Raw genomic sequence first — 14,941 nt, 5'->3', positions numbered from 1 at the left:
GGGGGGGGGGGGGGGGGGGGTTGGGGGGGGGAGGGCCAATGATAAAGGCGCAGAGGGCGCAAAGGCGCTGAGGAGGAAAACGCAAAGGCGTGAAGCACGCAGAGCACGCAAAGATGGTTTGGGATGGTGATGATCCTCCGCGTCCTCTGCGCCCGCTGCGGTAAAACACGTACCCCGTGCCTGCAGTGAGGCGGGGAACGGAGGCAGCGTGCCCCCTTGTCATTGCGAGGGGGCGCAGACCCCACTGCAATCTCCTGCTTCGGTGGATGCGAGTGTGTGCAGGCATTGCTCTCGTGCTCGGAGGGGATTGCTTCGCCGCGTGCAGCGCGGCTCGCAATGACAGGCGGGGCGCGGGGGTGCGTGCCCTGTTGTCATTGCGAGGGGGCGAAGTGCCCGCAGCAATCTCCCGCTCAGGCGGATACCAGTGCGTGCAGGCATTGCTCTCGTGCTCGGGGTGATTGCTTCGCCGCCTGACGGCGGCTCGCAATGACAGGCGGGGCGCGGGGGTGCGTGCCCTGTTGTCATTGCGAGGGCGCGGAGCGCCCGCAGCAATCTCCCGCTTCAGCGGATACGATGGCTGAGAGAGAGGGTTCGTGGATGCGGCAGTGAAACTGCCGCACTCCAGAGGGTGCGTTCTGTGCGCGGGGGGGATTGCTTCGCCGCGCGGGGCATGACATCGTAATGCCCCCACGCGCGGCTCGCAATAACAAAGGCCGGCTGTCATTGTTGAAGTAGGCAGTTTGAGAGCAGCGTTGCTCGATCAGCTAGTAGCACCATCATTAACGAGAGGAGCATGTTGCCTGCTCCTCTCGTTTTTTCTACGAACTCATACTATCCAACACCGCCGCCAGTTCTGCCGGGTTAGGCGGCGTAAACACGACCGCCAGCGGCGCGACCCAGCTCCACCGGATGATGCCTTGAGCGTCGATCACGAATGTGCCGGGCAAGGGCACTCCCATTAATGAGCCAACGCCGTAGCGGTAGAAGACGCCCCATTCCGGGTCGCTCAAGATGGGGTACGGCGCGCGTAAGACTTCCGCTACGTAACTGGTCATGTCGAGGTCGGTACTGCTCACCACCAGTAAGTGGGCATTGCGCTGCACAAAGACCTCATACTGCTCCCGCAACGCATCCAGTTGCGGCGCGCAATGCGGTCAGAAGAAGCGGTCGCTGACAATCCGGGTCAAGTTGAGCACCACCGGTCTCCCGCGCAAGGCGCTGAGGGTGATGGTTCTCCCGTACTCGACCCGGTCTTCGGGCGGGCCGCTGAGGAATTGGGCGTAAGGCAGGGTGAAGTCAGGCGCTTCACTGCCTACCGGCGGCACGTTGGCCGGGCCGCGCGGGCGGATGAACTCTTGCCGCCATTTGCTGGTCAGCGGAATGATCGGTCTGGCCATACATCCCTCATTCAAGACTATCGAGCACTGCCGTTAGCTCGGCAAGATTCGGCGGTGAGAAGATGGGCGAGAAGGGGGCGGCCCAACTCCAGCGGATGATGCCCTGCGCATCGATCACGAACACGCCGGGCAACGGCGCTCCCATTGCCGATCCCATACCGTATTGCGTGAAGACGCGCCATTCCGGATCGCTCAAAATCGGGTACGGTGCGCGCAAGACCTCGGCCACATAGCTGGTGGTCTCAAGATCAGTGCTGCTCACCACCAGCAGATGCACATTCCGCTGGACAAACTCGTTGTACTGGGCGCGGAGCGAGTAGAGGTGGGGCGCGCAGTTGGGACAGAAGACCCGCTCACTGAAGATGCGGGTCAGGTTGAGCACGACTGGCCGCCCGCGCAAGGCGCTGAGGGTGATGGTTTTGCCGTATTCGACTCGGTCTTCGGGTGGGCCGCTGAGGAATTGGGCGTAGGGCAAGGTGAAATCGGGCGCTACGCTGCCTACCGCCGGCACATTGGCCGGGCCGCGCGGGCGGATCAGTTCGCCCATAAATTTATCAGTTAATGGAACTAAAGGTCGCATTGGGCCAGCTCCTTTACTTAACGGGATGTATTAGTAGTATACCCCGATTCCGCCCAGATAGCGGTCTGTCCGGCCTTGATAGCCTATCTGCGCGTTTACCAGTAATTTCCTTACCAAACCCTTACAAAACTCTCGTATAGCTCTAACGCTGGCGCGGTATGCTACAAGTGAACCAAAAAAGTGTATCGGTTCACAAAGAATGAAAGGGTTCACGAGCAATGACCTCTACGCAAAATCAATCGACTGTCACTGAGATTTCTCCCCGCGAACTGTATGTCCGCCTACTGAGTGCGCAGCCGCTCTTTATCCTCGACGTGCGCAACGAAGATGAGTTCAAGCGCATGCCGGTCGAGGGCCATGCCACCCTGCGCACGCTCAACCTGCCCTATTTCGACTTCATCGAGGACGAAGAGGCGGCGCTGGCGCGCTTGCCGAAGGATGTCGAAGAGGTGGTCGTGATTTGCGCTAAGGGTGGCGCCTCACAGTATGTGGCCGAGGTGCTCAACAACCACGGCTATCGCGCGGTGTCGCTGAGCGAGGGGATGATCGGTTGGGGCAACTATTACGACGTGCGCGATGTGGCCAGCGCTGCTTGGGGCCGGATTGTGCAGATTGCCCGTCCCGCCCGCGGCGACCTCAGCTTCGCGATTATCAGTGATGGGCAGGCTGCGTTGGTTGATCCGCTCCGCCATATTAACGTTTACCGCGAACTGATCGAGGGCGCTGGCGCGAAGTTGACCGCTATTCTCGACACCCACGTTCACGCTGACCACATCAGTGGCGGCCCGGCGTTGTCGAAGGAGACCGGCGCGCCGTACTACATCCATCCCTACGATGCCATTCACCCGATCGATATGCTGCCGGCAGTGATCGCCTACGAGCCGCTGCGCGATGGGCAGGTCTTCCAGATCGGGCAGGTGCGAGTCACTGCTATTTGGTATCCGGGTCACACTCTCGGCCAAGTCAACTTCCTCGCCGAGACGCCGGATGGCGGGCGCTATCTGTTCACTGGCGACGGCATCTTCCTGCGCTCGTTTGGCCGGCCTGACCTCGGTGGCAAGGGTGAGGCGTGGACGCCGATCCTCTACCGCAGCATGTTCGAGTGGCTGCCGCGCCATTTGACCGATGACACGATGATCCTGCCGGCTCACTTCAGCACCCTCGATGAGGACGCTGGCAATGGCATCTTCGCCGCGCCCTACAAGCAGGTGTTGGCGCAGAATGACAGCCTCAAGCCGCGCACGCTGGAAGAGTTTACTAGCTACGTGCTTAGCCACCTGCCGGTCTTCCCGCCGGAGTACGTCGAGATCAAGCGGGTCAATATCGGGCTGGTCGAGCCGTGCGAAGGCAAGGCAAACGAGTTGGAGCTGGGCAAGAATATCTGTGCATTGGCCGGTTAAGTATCGTACAATAAGGAATAGTTGGGGCGGCAGGTGATCCGCCTGCCGCCGGTACATAGAGGAGGAGACCAATATGCCGCATTTTGATCAGACGTTGGACGTAAAGGGCGCGAAGTGCCCTATGCCGCTGGTGAAGAGCCGCAAAGCGATCACTGAGCTGCCGGTGGGGCAGGTGTTGCAGGTCATCTCGACCGACCGCGGTTCGGTCGCCGATTTTCAGGGTTGGGTCAAGACGGCTAAGAATGTCGAGCTGGTCGCCCAAGAGACGGTGCAAGAGAACGGGCAGGAGCTGTACGTTCACTATCTGCGCCGCACGGCCTAACCCAAAACGGTTGCTCCGGCAGGTGAAACTCAAACGTAAAGGAAGGAAAAACAATGACAACACCGATGACGGAAGCCGTTGATACGCAGGCCCTGCTGGCCCGGATCGCCGAACTCGAGCAGCGCGTCGCCGCGCTTGAGCAGTCGCCGGCGCAGGGAATCGAAGATCGGCTAGCGATGGTCGTCTTCTCTGGCGATCTTGACAAAGCCATTGCTGCGTTCATCATCGCTACCGGCGCCGCCTCGATGGGTCTCGAAGTGAGCATGTTCTTCACCTTCTGGGGCATCAGCGCGGTCAAGAAGCAGAAGGTCTTCAGCGGCAAGAACCTGCTCGAGCAGGGGTTCACCGCGATGCTGCCGGGCAAGCTGGGTGAGCTGGGTCTGTCGCAGATGAACTTCTTCGGCGCTGGCGCGCAGATCATCCGTGGCCTGATGAAGCAGCACGATGTCGCGTCGCCGGAAGAGCTGTTCGCGATGGCGCGCGAGCTGGGTGTGCGCATGGTCGTCTGCGATATGTCGCGCGAACTGCTCGGCATCAAAGATGAAGAGCTGGTGGAAGGGTTAGAGACCGGCGGTGTGGCGACCTTCCTTGGCGATGCCGCCCGCGCGAAAGTGACGCTGTTCATTTAAAAGCAGAGCCAACGCAGGCAGCGTATTGGAAAGCTGATCGGCGACGGCGCGATCACTCACCTAGCGAGGAACGCGCCGTCATTGCTTGTGAAAGGATAATGAGACAATGTTTCGTCAATTATTTCGCAATCCGCGTGAAACCCACGCGTATCACATTGGCACGATGACCGTGCAAGAATTGAAAGCTCAGTTGGACGCCCACACGCCGATGGTGCTGGTTGATGTCCGCCAGCCCGAAGAATTCGCTTATGACGGCCACGTGGCCGGGGCGCGGCTGTTGCCGTTGCCGATGCTGGCGATGCGGATGAATGAATTGCCCAAGGATCAGCCGATCGTCTGTATCTGCCGGTCGGGCAACCGCAGCCAAGTGGCCTGCGAGATGCTCCAGCGCCATGGCTTTACCAACGTGACCAATGTGGTCGGTGGGATGGTAGCATGGCAACGGGCCGGCTACCCTATGAATCGCCAACGGTAAATAGTATGGGCATAGCAGCGCTATGCCCATACTGCTCAGCCAAAGAAGAGAGATCTATGCAGAACCAGACTTCTTGCAACGCCTTACAACACCAGACTGAGGTCGCACCGCTGCGCAGCTATGCTGTCACCGAGCAGGTCTTGCTCGCGGCGCAGCCGCAGCCGGAAGATTGGCAACGTTTTGCCGAAGCGGGCTACAAAACCGTTTTGAATATCCGCAGCGATCCTGAGCGGGCGGCAGTGCAGGCTGCCAATGCTCGCGCCGCCGGTTTGCGCTATATTCATGCGCCGTGGCCGGCTTACGAGCTGGAACCGGAGCATCTGGCCGAGTTTGCCCGCATTGTCGAAGACCCCGAAACCGGTAAGCTCGTTTTCCACTGCCGCAGCGCGACGCGCGTCGGTCTGATCTGGATGCTTTACCGGATTATGCATCAAGGGTGGACGCGCGAGCAGGCCGCGGCCGAACTCCGCGCCGCCGGCTATGATAATGATGCGATGGAGACTTTTGAGTTTTGCGCAGGTGATTTCTTCGAGCGCGTTGGTATGCAGGCGTAGGGGGACACTATGGCGCCCGTTTCTGCTCGCCAGCCCAGCGTTCAATCCGCTTTGCTGGCGGCGCTCTACCGCTATCTGCCGTTTCTTACTTGGCTGCGTCGCTACCAGCGCGAGCATTTGCCCAGCGATGTAGTGGCAGGCATTGTCACCGCCATCATGCTCATTCCCCAGAGCATGGCCTACGCGCAGTTGGCCGGTCTGCCCCCGCAGATCGGTCTCTACGCCTCAGTAGCGCCGCTGATCGTTTATGCGCTCCTTGGCACCTCTGGGCAATTGTCGGTAGGGCCGGTGGCCATTACCTCGCTGCTGGTCTTTAGCGGCGTCAGTTCGCTGGCGACGCCAGGCAGTGAACGCTATATTCAATTGGTGCTCTTGCTGGCCTTTATGGTTGGCGTGATCAAGCTGCTGCTTGGCGTGCTGCGGTTGGGTGTGATTCTCAATTTCATCTCGCACCCGGTATTGGCGGCCTTTACCAGCGCCTCGGCGTTGATTATTGCCGTGGGCCAGTTGAAGTATATTCTTGGCTACCGGATCGGCGGCGAACACCTGCACGATACGATCGCGCAGGCGATTGCCGGCTTGGGCCAGACCAATCTTGTGACGCTGGCGATCGGTCTGGGGAGCATTGCCCTGCTGCTCCTCTTCCGGCACGGGTTACGTCCGCTGCTGCGGTGGGCCGGGTTGCCGCCGCTCGCCGTTACCCTGATTGTGAGCGGCGCGCCGCTGCTGACGGTGATTCTGGGGATTGTGATTGCGCAGGGTTTCCAGCTTGATCAGACGGCGAAGGTAGCAGTGGTTGGCGCGATTCCGCCCGGTTTGTCGCCGCTGAGCACGCCCGCCATGACGATGGCCGATGCGCAGGCGCTCTTGCCGGCGGCGCTGACCATCGTGCTGGTCAGCGTGGTTGAATCGATTGCGGTGGCGAAGGCGCTGGCTAGCAAGCGCCGGCAAGCGATTGATCCCGATCAGGAGTTAGTCGCGCTGGGAGGGGCGAATATCGCGGCCAGCTTCTTCAGCGGTTATCCGGTGACCGGCGGTTTCGCCCGCTCGGTGGTCAATGCGCAGGCTGGCGCGATTACCGGTTTGGCTTCGTTAGTTACCGCTGCCGGCATCGCCCTCATCTTGCTCTTCTTCACCCCGATCTTCTACTACTTGCCGCAGGCGGTATTGGCCGCGACCGTGATCGTTGCGGTGATCGGGTTGGTCGATCTGCGCGAGCCGCAGCGGATCTGGCGCACTAACCGCGGCGATGCCTTCACGTGGCTCATCACCTTTGTCGCCGTGCTCGTGCTTGGCATCGAGACCGGCATCTTCGCTGGCGTGGCCTCGGCGCTGGTGTTGTACCTCTGGCGCACCAGCCGCCCGCACATCGCGATTGTGGGCCGGTTGGGGGATAGCGAAGTGTATCGCAACGTCGAGCGTCATCAGGTCAAGACGTGGCCGCATGTGGTAGCGGTGCGGGTTGACGAGAGTCTCTACTTCGCGAATACCCGCTACCTCGAGCAGGCGCTGCTGCGGATTGTGGCGGAACGGCCCGAAGTGAAGCATCTGGTGCTGATCGGTTCAGCCATCAACTTCATCGACTCGAGCGCCTTGCATACCCTCGATCACCTGATCGACGAGCTGCGCGATGCCGGGGTCGAGTTCCATCTGGCCGATATTAAGGGGCCGGTCATGGATCGGCTCAAGCAGTCGGAGTTGCTCGATAAGATCGGCCAAGATCACATTCATATTACGACCCACACCGCAATGCTGGCGTTGGGGTGCCGGGATTGAAATAAAATGGGTTGGGATTGCGTTCCCTGCGTTGGCAGGGGAACGCGCGTTTATAGTTTGGGCGGCGTGAGTAGCGTGGATGGCGCCATGCGGCAGTAACACTGCCGCACTCCATAGGGGAATCACTGCGCTACGCCGCCCTGTGATTTGAAAGGCAAACCCATGCGACGCTTCTTCATCAGTGCATTCCTATTGGTGTTTGTAATGCTTGCCGCTTGCGGGCCGGCCACCACGACGACCACCGTGCCGGCGACCACCACCAAGCTGCCGGCAGAAATCAACGTGGCCCGGCTGAAAACGATGCTCGATCAGAATGAGAATTTCTTCTTGCTGGATGTGCGCACGCCGCAGGAATTTGTCCAAGACGGGCGCGTCGCGCAGGCAACCCTCATCCCGCTGCAAGAGCTGGAACAGCGTTTGAACGAATTGCCCACCGATAAGCCAATTGTCTGCATTTGCCGGTCGGGCAATCGCAGCGCAGCAGCGTGTGATCTCCTCCGCTCACGCGGATTTGAAGCGATCAACGTTGCCGGTGGTATGCGAGCATGGAAGGCCGCCGGCTATCCGGCGGTGGTCGGGCCGTAATCGTGCCGTTGGCAATTGAGTGGCAATTCACGAAAAGTCATCTGATTTGGCTCTTGACAACTGATGATGTGTAGAGTAGGATAAGCACGGTAAAGGAAGTTGCTCCTTGGTAGGCGCGGCTTCACACAAATAGAGGTTACTGCTCTGGCCCGTCGAAAGACGCTAAGGGGTATACAGCAAGCTCGGCTTAAGGGCTTGACCAAGGTAACTGCGGCATTGCCGCTATGTTGTGTGACGGCTTAAGCTCAACCGGAGAGGGAGCTGGCGGGAACGCTTTCACCCCCTCTGGGATGGCTAGAGGGGTTTTTGTTTGAGGTGTCACGATGGACGAGGGTAGTCACGGTAGCCGGCGGCGCAACGCCGCAACAACCTCCCTAGCCCTCACCTTTCTTGCCAGCGTCGCGTAGTTTCACCTACGTTCCCCCTGATGACGCCCCGGCAAGTATGGTGCGCCGGGGTTGTTTGTTGAGCGCCAGCCCGATGCGATTCTTCGCATCCACCTATCACGGCGTCGCGTCGCTGTCTCCCATAGTGTGAACAACAACAGATTGCCACAGTGCCGCTGCTGATCGTAGATCGGCAGCAGGAAGGCAGTGTCTTACCTGCACGGGGTTGGGCGCCGGTTTGCGCCGGTTAGCTGATCGCGTGCCTGCATGCATGGCTTATTGCGCTCGTTGTGTTCTCATTTGTGAACAAAAGGAGGAAACCGCGATGCTGGTGATGCGCTGGACCCTCGACAAGGATGGCCGCCTGACGGCTACGTTCACTCGCTCGAACATTCGCCCGCTGGCGATCAAGGTATCGCCGGCCAAGCAGCGCCGTGCGCACACTGCTGCACTGGCGCAACCCAAGCCCACCCGGACGCCTTCGCTAGGCCGCTTGATTTGGCTAACGATTAAGCCGTGGTAAATGCGCCGCTGGCAACAATGGGGTTGCCAAGCCGCTTATGTCTTCGCTGGATTGCGATCAATGTTAGGAGGCTCATCTATGCGCGCAACCTTTCCTGATGCTGGCGTGCTGCGCCCGCGCCTGAAATTGACCCCGTGGGACGTAGTTGTGGCGCCGTTGGTGATCACGGCCATTCTCTTGTTGACCATCGCTTTCCAAGGCGCATCGCAGCCGTTCGATGCTGCCACGCCTGATCTGACGGTGAGTTTGGATCCGGCTAACTTGCCGTACTATAGCTTGCGGACGGTGTTTCGCATGTTTTTGGCAGTGTTGTTAAGTCTGCTCTTTACGTTTACGGTTGCCACCCTCGCCGCCAAGTCGCGCCGCGCCGAGGCGGTCATCATTCCGGCGCTGGATTTCCTCCAATCTTTGCCGATTTTGGGCTTTTTGACCGTGACGACGGCAATCTTCCTTGGCACGTTCCGCGGCAGTTTACTGGGGCTAGAGGCGGCGAGTATCTTTGCGATCTTTACGTCGCAAGTCTGGAATATGGCGTTTAGCTTTTACCACTCGCTGATCACAGTGCCGCGCGAGTTGCAAGAGGCGGCGGCAGTGCTGCGGCTCTCGCCGTGGAAGAAATTCTGGAAGCTCGAAGTGCCGTTTGCGCTGCCCAGCTTGATCTGGAACACGATGATGTCGGTGTCGGGTGGGTGGTTCTTTGTAGTCGCTTCCGAAGTCATTGCGGTGGTTGGGCGCGACAATGACCAATATTTGCCGGGAGTGGGATCGTATATCGCGGTAGCTATCGAACAGGCTGATGTGGCGGCAATGGTCTATGCCGGTCTGACGCTGCTGATCATCATTTTGATCTACGACCAGTTGGTTTTCCGCCCGATTGTGGCGTGGGCGGAGAAGTTCAAATTCGAGCAATCTGAAGCGCAGGAAGTAGCGCAATCGTGGATGCTGCGCTTGTTGCAGCGGTCGGGTTTTGCTGGCAGCCTGAGCGCGATCGGCGTGACGATCCGGCGCGCGTTGCCGGCCTTCCCGGTTGGCGATGCACCCGGCGCGCGGGTGGAAACGCAACCCGTGCCGCGCCCTATTGATCAGGTCATTGACCGGGTGTGGTATGGGTTGGTGGTTGCCGTGACGCTGTGGGCAGTTTGGTTTCTTGCAGTCTATATGTTCGGGCCGGGATTAGGCTTTGCCGATGGGAAGGTGCTGGCGGCTAATCCAAATGTGAATACCGATTTCGATCCTGCGATTGCCCGCCAGTTTGCCGCGCTTGGCGTGACGACCAACCCCGATCACACGGTCTGGTTGTCGGATGTATGCGCAGCAACCGCTGGCGGCGCGCAGGTCAGTGCAGATTTGGCGGCATTGCTGGGTAACGAGCGCGTCAACGTTCCAGAAGATCTAGTGGTGGCCTGCGCCGTCCCTATGGTTCCCGCCGGCAAAGTCGCGTGGTCAGAGGTGATTGAGTGCCTCTGGCTCGGTTTGCTCACCACGCTGCGCGTCGTGCTCTGGATCGGCATCTCGACGCTGGTATGGACGCCGGTTGGCGTTTGGATTGGGTTGCGCCCGCGAGTGGCGCAGGTTGTCCAGCCGCTGGCCCAGTTTGCGGCAGCGTTCCCGGCCAACCTGCTCTTTCCGGTGGCAGTGGTGCTGATTGCCACGTATGCCTTGCCGCAAGATCTGTTTCAAGCGCCGCTGATGATCTTGGGGGCGCAGTGGTACATCTTGTTTAACGTCATTGCCGGCGCTGCCAGCATTCCGAACGATCTGAAGGAGGCGGCGCAGGTGTTGGGGTTGCGCGGTTGGGCGTGGTGGCGCAAGTTAGTCATTCCGGCCATCTTTCCGGCGTTTGTTACCGGCGGCATCACCGCGTCGGGTGGTTCGTGGAATGCCTCAATTGTCTCGGAGGTGGTGTCGTGGGGCGCAACAACCCTCACCCTCAGCGGGTTAGGGGCCTACATCGCCTACTGGAGCACCGGCGAGTTTAACCCGCACGTCGGGTTGGGCATGCTGGTGATGGGACTGCTCGTGCTGGCCTTCAACCGCTTGTTCTGGCGCCGGCTCTACCTGCTGGCTGAGACGCGCTTCCGCTTGGATTAATCGAAAGGAGCAAGGTCATGGTGACGACGTTCACGCCAAAGCAGACGGCGAGCGCCGGCAAAGTCATCCTGAGCGCCCGCAATCTCCATAAAATCTTCAAGACGCCGGAGGGGAACGATCTGTTGGTCCTCGACAACATCAATCTCGATCTGGCGGAAGGTGAGATTGTCGCTCTGCTAGGCCGCTCTGGATCGGGCAAATCGACGCTGCTGCGCTGCCTGATCGGGTTAATCTCGCCGTCGAGCGGCGAGGTGCGCTACCGTAACCGGCTCGTCACTGGCCCAATGCCGGGCATGGCGATGGTCTTCCAATCGTTCGCGCTCTTTCCTTGGTTGACGGTGTTTGAGAATGTCGAACTGGGTCTGGAAATGCAAGGCATCGCGGAGGGAGAGCGGCGGCGGCGGGCTTTGGAGGCAATCGATCTGATCGGCCTCGATGGGTTCGAGAGCGCCTATCCCAAGGAGTTGTCGGGCGGGATGCGCCAGCGGGTTGGCTTTGCCCGCGCGCTCGTCACCAATCCCGATGTGCTCTTGATGGATGAGCCATTCTCGGCGCTCGACGTGCTCACCGCCGAGAACCTGCGCGCCGAGTTGCTCGATCTGTGGGAAGCGCGGCGGATTCCGACCAAGGCTATTTTGATCGTGACCCACAACATTGAAGAAGCGGTGTTGATGGCCGACCGGGTGCTCATTCTCAGCTCTAATCCGGGCCGGATCATCAGCAGCCAGCGGATCGAGGTGCCACGCCCGCGCGATCGCAACGATCCGGAGTTTGTGGCGACAGTCGAAACGATCTACCGGGTGATGACGGCGCCGGAGGCCGCCTTTACCGGCGCGGCGGCGGTGGCGATTGATCATGCGAGCTTGGGCATGCGGCTGCCGGTGGTTGAAGTGGCACGGGTCATTGGCCTGATTGAGCGGATCGACGCCGGCCCCGAGCGCGGGCGCAGCGATCTGCCGGCGCTGGCGGCTGATATGCAGCTCGAAGTGGATGATCTCTTCCCGATCACTGATGCGGCTGAGCTGCTCGGTTTTGCTCAAGTTCGTGAAGGCGACATCATGCTCTTGCCGGAAGGAGTGAAGCTGGCGCGGAGCGATATTCAAGCGCGCAAGGCAATTGTAGCCGAACATCTAATGAACCGGGTGCCGTTGGTGGCTCATATCCGGCGAGTGCTGGCAACCCGGCCTGATCACCGCGCTCCGCGCGAGCGTTTCTTGATTGAGTTGGAAGATTTTATGGGCGCGGAAGAGGTGGAACGCACGCTCGATACCGTGATTGACTGGGGCCGCTACGCTGAACTCTTTGAGTACGATGTGCGCGAGGGACGGTTGCGTTTGCCGGAGAACGGCGGCTGATTACCTCTTGAAGGAGGTCGCTATGCCACGAGGCATTCGCCGTGGCGCGTGGCGCCAGCGCGTCGCGGGTTACCTCACGCTGCTGCCGGCAATGTTCGTGGCCGAATTGCTCGTTCAGGCTGGGATCGAACCACTTTCCCGCCAAGGCATCGCCATTCTGGCGCCGGTAGTGATCGGCTTGGTGCTGCTCGGCGGCTGGATCAGCAGCCGGCCCTAAGACGCAGGGCTGGCTGCTAAGGGGTTTAAGCAGGGGGCTTGCCGGTCAGAGATTTTCGACCGGATTGGCCTCAAGCGATGATAATGACGGCAACCACCTAATCAACCTACCCTGCCGTGCAGCTCCATCAGCCAGCATCACCGTAGACGCGATACACAGCGCGTCTGCTGCATCCCTCACTCTGATTTCTGTTCTGCTATCAATCGCTCGCCGCAATACATGCAGAAGTTTAATGACACCTCAACTGCTTTGTGGCAAGACGGGCAATATTGCAGCGCATGAGGCGGATCACGAGCTTCTATGCGGCGTTCTGCACGAATGTTACTAGCAATAGATGGTGTAGGTAGCGGGATAGGGAATGAACTCTGGTGATATTCCTTGTATAGAGTAACCGCATTCACAACGGCGATCGCCACGAACAGCGCCCATGCCAGCCAAAACCAAAGTTCATATCTAAGTTCAATACCTTGTGGTTTTAGTATTAACGCAGCCTCTGAATCTGCTATTGACTTAAAAGTGAGAAATAAGATCGTACCAAGCCCTGATGCGACCGTTAAGGCGATAGATTTTATGCGTGTTGAGATTTTAAAAAAGTGACGCCCAAGGAGGCTATAGCTAAGACAAACGCACCGAACATGTAAATGTTTGGTGTGACCGGTTGGGGTCCTATTTGTGGCCCTTGTGGCGTGTTGACAATAAGTGGCCCGCCAGTCACCATTTGTATTCCGGAGACGCTAGCACTGCCAAATCCTCCACAGGATGCTGTGATGAAAGGAAGAAAGAATAAGATGATTAATGCGATGATCATGCTACGAGATACTATCATGGTAATGCTCTTCTTGGTATAATTGTAGTTTCATGGTGACAAGTAGTAAACAATGCGACAGATCATCCATCCTACGGAGCTCCTTGCTATTGAAATAGCAAGGAGATTTGTCTGTTGATCATCGATTGTGCCCAAAATACACTATAGATAGCTATTTCCCTGCCCTCCTTTCTTAATGTTATTATGCGTTTATTAGCTGAATTCACCAATCTTTCGTTGCCGTAGTATCATCAAACAAATGACACTACGGCGACGATCGCGTTCATCGGCAGTCACTGCACGCAAGGCCGGAACTTATACCCGTACACTAACACCCCATCTTCGCCGGTATCCATCAACCGGCGGGTGACCATCTCGACCGGCATGCCGATCGCGAGATCAGCCTCATCGCAATCGGTCAATTGGGCCGTGACGAGGGGGCCTTCCGCTAACCGCACTAGCGCCACCGGGTAAAGACCGAGACTTTCGTATCCCGACGGCGCTTGGCGGATCACGCTGAAGCTATAGATCTCGCCGCGCCCGCTGAGCTGGTACGGTTCCCAATCGTTCGGGTCTTCATTAAGGGTTGGCGGCTGGGCTGGGAAGCGCACTTCGCCGGTGTGGCGATGGCGTTGTCCTTCCAGCCGGTAGCGAGTGGTGCGTTCCCGCCAGTGTCGAGCAATGTTCATGGTGCAAAACCTCCACCAAGGGCAAGACTGACAGCGGCTATGATGGTTCCTGCTATGCAGACAAAGATAATGGCGATGATGGCCAGAATGATGGCAATGTAGAGCGCTTTCCGCGCCGGCAGATTCATGCCTGACTGAATGGCCAGATAGACCAAGTAGACACCGTACAATGTCAGCGCCAGCGAAATGAACCCGCTAATGAGGGGGAGGGGGATGGCGCTGGCAAGGGTCTGTGCCACTGACAACGGTGACGAGAAGAGCGAAATCCCCCACGCGAGCTCGCCAAAGCTGCCGGTACCGCCAAAGGCGCGGCCAAGCAGATAGATCAACCCCCAAATAATCAGCGAGCCGATAATGGTGCTAAAAATGCCGCTGAGGACAAGGTTGATGATATTCCCCTGCTGGGCGAGCGTCGTCTCGATCACGTCGGAGGGCACGTTTTGCGCCTCTAACTGTGCGCGTATTTGCCCTACCTGCAAAGGCCATGTGATGGCGGAAAGAATGCCATTGATCACGCTGGCAATGACCGCGTAGATCAATGCCCAAACCAGATTATCGCGCTCGTGTTGCTCAAACGTTTGTGCGGACGGCTTGGTAAGGACTGCAATACTGCCGTTGATCATTTCCTGAATCACAGGGATGCTCCCTTGGTTGCAAAGAGGTGGAAAGCAGCCTTATTGTACCACACGCAATTACCTGTGTAAAGGGGCGCTTACGATTCACGGATCAAAATATGGCTCACTGCGGTGGCACCGATCCCGCCGAGCGATTGGGCCAAGCCGGTGCGGGCATTGGCAACTTGGGTAGCCCCTGCCGTACCGTTGAGTTGGCGGGCGATCTCAATCACTTGGTAGATGCCGCTAGCCCCACCCACATCGCCGCGTGCTTTGTAGCCGCCGGCAGTGGCAATCGGCGTCTTGCCCGTGGGCGTAATCGCGCCTTCGGCAGCATGGCGCGGGGCTGTGCCGGGTTCGTAACAGCCAATCGCTTCCAACGCCAAGGTTGCGGCAATGCCGTGCGGATCGGTCAGCTCCCAGACGTGAACATCGCCGACGCCGAGGTGGGCGCGGCCCAGCGCGATGTGGGCGCTGGCGCGGGCGGCGTTGAGTTCGAGCGGGTTGCGCCGGCGGTGCAACGCTGGGGTATCGGTGGCAACC

At 59.1% G+C, this 14,941-nt stretch carries 16 protein-coding genes and 1 riboswitch; of the genes, 11 read left to right on the top strand and 5 right to left on the bottom strand.

Annotated elements, in window-relative coordinates:
- Nucleotides 1–818: 818 nt before the first annotated feature.
- On the bottom strand, nucleotides 819–1,397 hold the full coding sequence (locus U9R81_RS05540; protein WP_322494521.1) for a peroxiredoxin family protein: 579 nt from the start codon (nucleotides 1,395–1,397) through the stop codon (nucleotides 819–821).
- 7 nt (nucleotides 1,398–1,404) lie between these two features.
- Entirely contained in the window at nucleotides 1,405–1,977 is a 573-nt protein-coding gene (locus tag U9R81_RS05535; protein ID WP_322494520.1) for a peroxiredoxin family protein, read from the bottom strand.
- Nucleotides 1,978–2,195: 218 nt separating this feature from the next.
- Between U9R81_RS05535 and U9R81_RS05530 the strand changes: the two genes are divergently transcribed.
- The 11 genes from U9R81_RS05530 to U9R81_RS05480 all read left to right on the top strand — a co-directional run bounded on the left by U9R81_RS05530 (nucleotide 2,196) and on the right by U9R81_RS05480 (nucleotide 12,290).
- Nucleotides 2,196–3,377 (top strand): MBL fold metallo-hydrolase, encoded by a 1,182-nt coding sequence (locus U9R81_RS05530; RefSeq protein ID WP_322494519.1) that lies wholly within the window; start codon nucleotides 2,196–2,198, stop codon nucleotides 3,375–3,377.
- A 73-nt stretch (nucleotides 3,378–3,450) separates the two neighbouring features.
- On the top strand, nucleotides 3,451–3,699 hold the full coding sequence (locus U9R81_RS05525) for a sulfurtransferase TusA family protein (protein WP_066783616.1): 249 nt from the start codon (nucleotides 3,451–3,453) through the stop codon (nucleotides 3,697–3,699).
- Nucleotides 3,700–3,752: 53 nt separating this feature from the next.
- The gene (locus tag U9R81_RS05520) at nucleotides 3,753–4,328 is read left to right on the top strand and encodes a DsrE/DsrF/DrsH-like family protein (RefSeq protein WP_322494518.1); all 576 of its coding nucleotides are present in this window, start codon (nucleotides 3,753–3,755) and stop codon (nucleotides 4,326–4,328) included.
- 106 nt (nucleotides 4,329–4,434) lie between these two features.
- The gene (locus tag U9R81_RS05515) at nucleotides 4,435–4,803 is read left to right on the top strand and encodes a rhodanese-like domain-containing protein (RefSeq protein ID WP_322494517.1); all 369 of its coding nucleotides are present in this window, start codon (nucleotides 4,435–4,437) and stop codon (nucleotides 4,801–4,803) included.
- Nucleotides 4,804–4,859: 56 nt separating this feature from the next.
- A complete protein-coding gene (locus tag U9R81_RS05510; protein ID WP_322494516.1) occupies nucleotides 4,860–5,357 on the top strand; it encodes a protein tyrosine phosphatase family protein in 498 nt (165 codons plus the stop codon).
- Between the two features lie 9 nt (nucleotides 5,358–5,366).
- Entirely contained in the window at nucleotides 5,367–7,133 is a 1,767-nt protein-coding gene (locus U9R81_RS05505; RefSeq protein WP_322494515.1) for a SulP family inorganic anion transporter, read from the top strand.
- 162 nt (nucleotides 7,134–7,295) lie between these two features.
- Nucleotides 7,296–7,718 (top strand): rhodanese-like domain-containing protein, encoded by a 423-nt coding sequence (locus U9R81_RS05500; RefSeq protein ID WP_322494514.1) that lies wholly within the window; start codon nucleotides 7,296–7,298, stop codon nucleotides 7,716–7,718.
- A gap of 98 nt (nucleotides 7,719–7,816) precedes the next feature.
- Nucleotides 7,817–7,983: riboswitch (M-box (ykoK) riboswitch) on the top strand.
- A gap of 446 nt (nucleotides 7,984–8,429) precedes the next feature.
- Nucleotides 8,430–8,627, top strand: a complete 198-nt coding sequence (locus U9R81_RS05495) for a hypothetical protein (RefSeq protein ID WP_322494513.1) — start codon at nucleotides 8,430–8,432, stop codon at nucleotides 8,625–8,627.
- Between the two features lie 78 nt (nucleotides 8,628–8,705).
- Nucleotides 8,706–10,718 (top strand): ABC transporter permease, encoded by a 2,013-nt coding sequence (locus tag U9R81_RS05490; RefSeq protein ID WP_322494512.1) that lies wholly within the window; start codon nucleotides 8,706–8,708, stop codon nucleotides 10,716–10,718.
- A 17-nt stretch (nucleotides 10,719–10,735) separates the two neighbouring features.
- Nucleotides 10,736–12,073 (top strand): nitrate/sulfonate/bicarbonate ABC transporter ATP-binding protein, encoded by a 1,338-nt coding sequence (locus U9R81_RS05485; RefSeq protein WP_322494511.1) that lies wholly within the window; start codon nucleotides 10,736–10,738, stop codon nucleotides 12,071–12,073.
- 22 nt (nucleotides 12,074–12,095) lie between these two features.
- Nucleotides 12,096–12,290 (top strand): hypothetical protein, encoded by a 195-nt coding sequence (locus tag U9R81_RS05480; RefSeq protein WP_322494510.1) that lies wholly within the window; start codon nucleotides 12,096–12,098, stop codon nucleotides 12,288–12,290.
- Nucleotides 12,291–13,388: 1,098 nt separating this feature from the next.
- On the opposite strand, the gene U9R81_RS05475 is transcribed toward U9R81_RS05480, so the two are convergent.
- From U9R81_RS05475 to U9R81_RS05465, 3 genes are all read right to left on the bottom strand, one after another.
- Nucleotides 13,389–13,784 (bottom strand): Zn-ribbon domain-containing OB-fold protein, encoded by a 396-nt coding sequence (locus U9R81_RS05475; RefSeq protein WP_322494509.1) that lies wholly within the window; start codon nucleotides 13,782–13,784, stop codon nucleotides 13,389–13,391.
- Complete coding sequence (locus U9R81_RS05470) at nucleotides 13,781–14,419, bottom strand: Yip1 family protein (protein WP_322494508.1); 639 nt, start codon at nucleotides 14,417–14,419, stop codon at nucleotides 13,781–13,783. Before U9R81_RS05470 ends, U9R81_RS05475 begins: the two co-directional genes overlap by 4 nt.
- Before the next feature lie 77 nt (nucleotides 14,420–14,496).
- Nucleotides 14,497–14,941 (bottom strand): thiolase C-terminal domain-containing protein (locus tag U9R81_RS05465; protein ID WP_416180937.1); only part of this gene is annotated, 445 nt, incomplete at its 5' end.

The sequence above is a fragment of the Chloroflexus sp. genome, from assembly GCF_034435895.1.
Classification (GTDB): domain Bacteria; phylum Chloroflexota; class Chloroflexia; order Chloroflexales; family Chloroflexaceae; genus Chloroflexus.
This window is presented reverse-complemented; position numbering and strand designations above follow the sequence as displayed.

Bases quoted from the DNA above. Each gene is read 5' to 3' on its own strand.
- U9R81_RS05490 (WP_322494512.1), top strand. From the start codon at position 8,706: ATGCGCGCAACCTTTCCTGATGCTGGCGTGCTGCGCCCGCGCCTGAAA.
- U9R81_RS05510 (WP_322494516.1), top strand. From the start codon at position 4,860: ATGCAGAACCAGACTTCTTGCAACGCCTTACAACACCAGACTGAGGTC.
- U9R81_RS05500 (WP_322494514.1), top strand. From the start codon at position 7,296: ATGCGACGCTTCTTCATCAGTGCATTCCTATTGGTGTTTGTAATGCTT.
- U9R81_RS05475 (WP_322494509.1), bottom strand. From the start codon at position 13,784: ATGAACATTGCTCGACACTGGCGGGAACGCACCACTCGCTACCGGCTG.
- U9R81_RS05485 (WP_322494511.1), top strand. From the start codon at position 10,736: ATGGTGACGACGTTCACGCCAAAGCAGACGGCGAGCGCCGGCAAAGTC.
- U9R81_RS05535 (WP_322494520.1), bottom strand. From the start codon at position 1,977: ATGCGACCTTTAGTTCCATTAACTGATAAATTTATGGGCGAACTGATC.
- U9R81_RS05505 (WP_322494515.1), top strand. From the start codon at position 5,367: ATGGCGCCCGTTTCTGCTCGCCAGCCCAGCGTTCAATCCGCTTTGCTG.
- U9R81_RS05525 (WP_066783616.1), top strand. From the start codon at position 3,451: ATGCCGCATTTTGATCAGACGTTGGACGTAAAGGGCGCGAAGTGCCCT.
- U9R81_RS05530 (WP_322494519.1), top strand. From the start codon at position 2,196: ATGACCTCTACGCAAAATCAATCGACTGTCACTGAGATTTCTCCCCGC.
- U9R81_RS05480 (WP_322494510.1), top strand. From the start codon at position 12,096: ATGCCACGAGGCATTCGCCGTGGCGCGTGGCGCCAGCGCGTCGCGGGT.
- U9R81_RS05520 (WP_322494518.1), top strand. From the start codon at position 3,753: ATGACAACACCGATGACGGAAGCCGTTGATACGCAGGCCCTGCTGGCC.
- U9R81_RS05495 (WP_322494513.1), top strand. From the start codon at position 8,430: ATGCTGGTGATGCGCTGGACCCTCGACAAGGATGGCCGCCTGACGGCT.
- U9R81_RS05515 (WP_322494517.1), top strand. From the start codon at position 4,435: ATGTTTCGTCAATTATTTCGCAATCCGCGTGAAACCCACGCGTATCAC.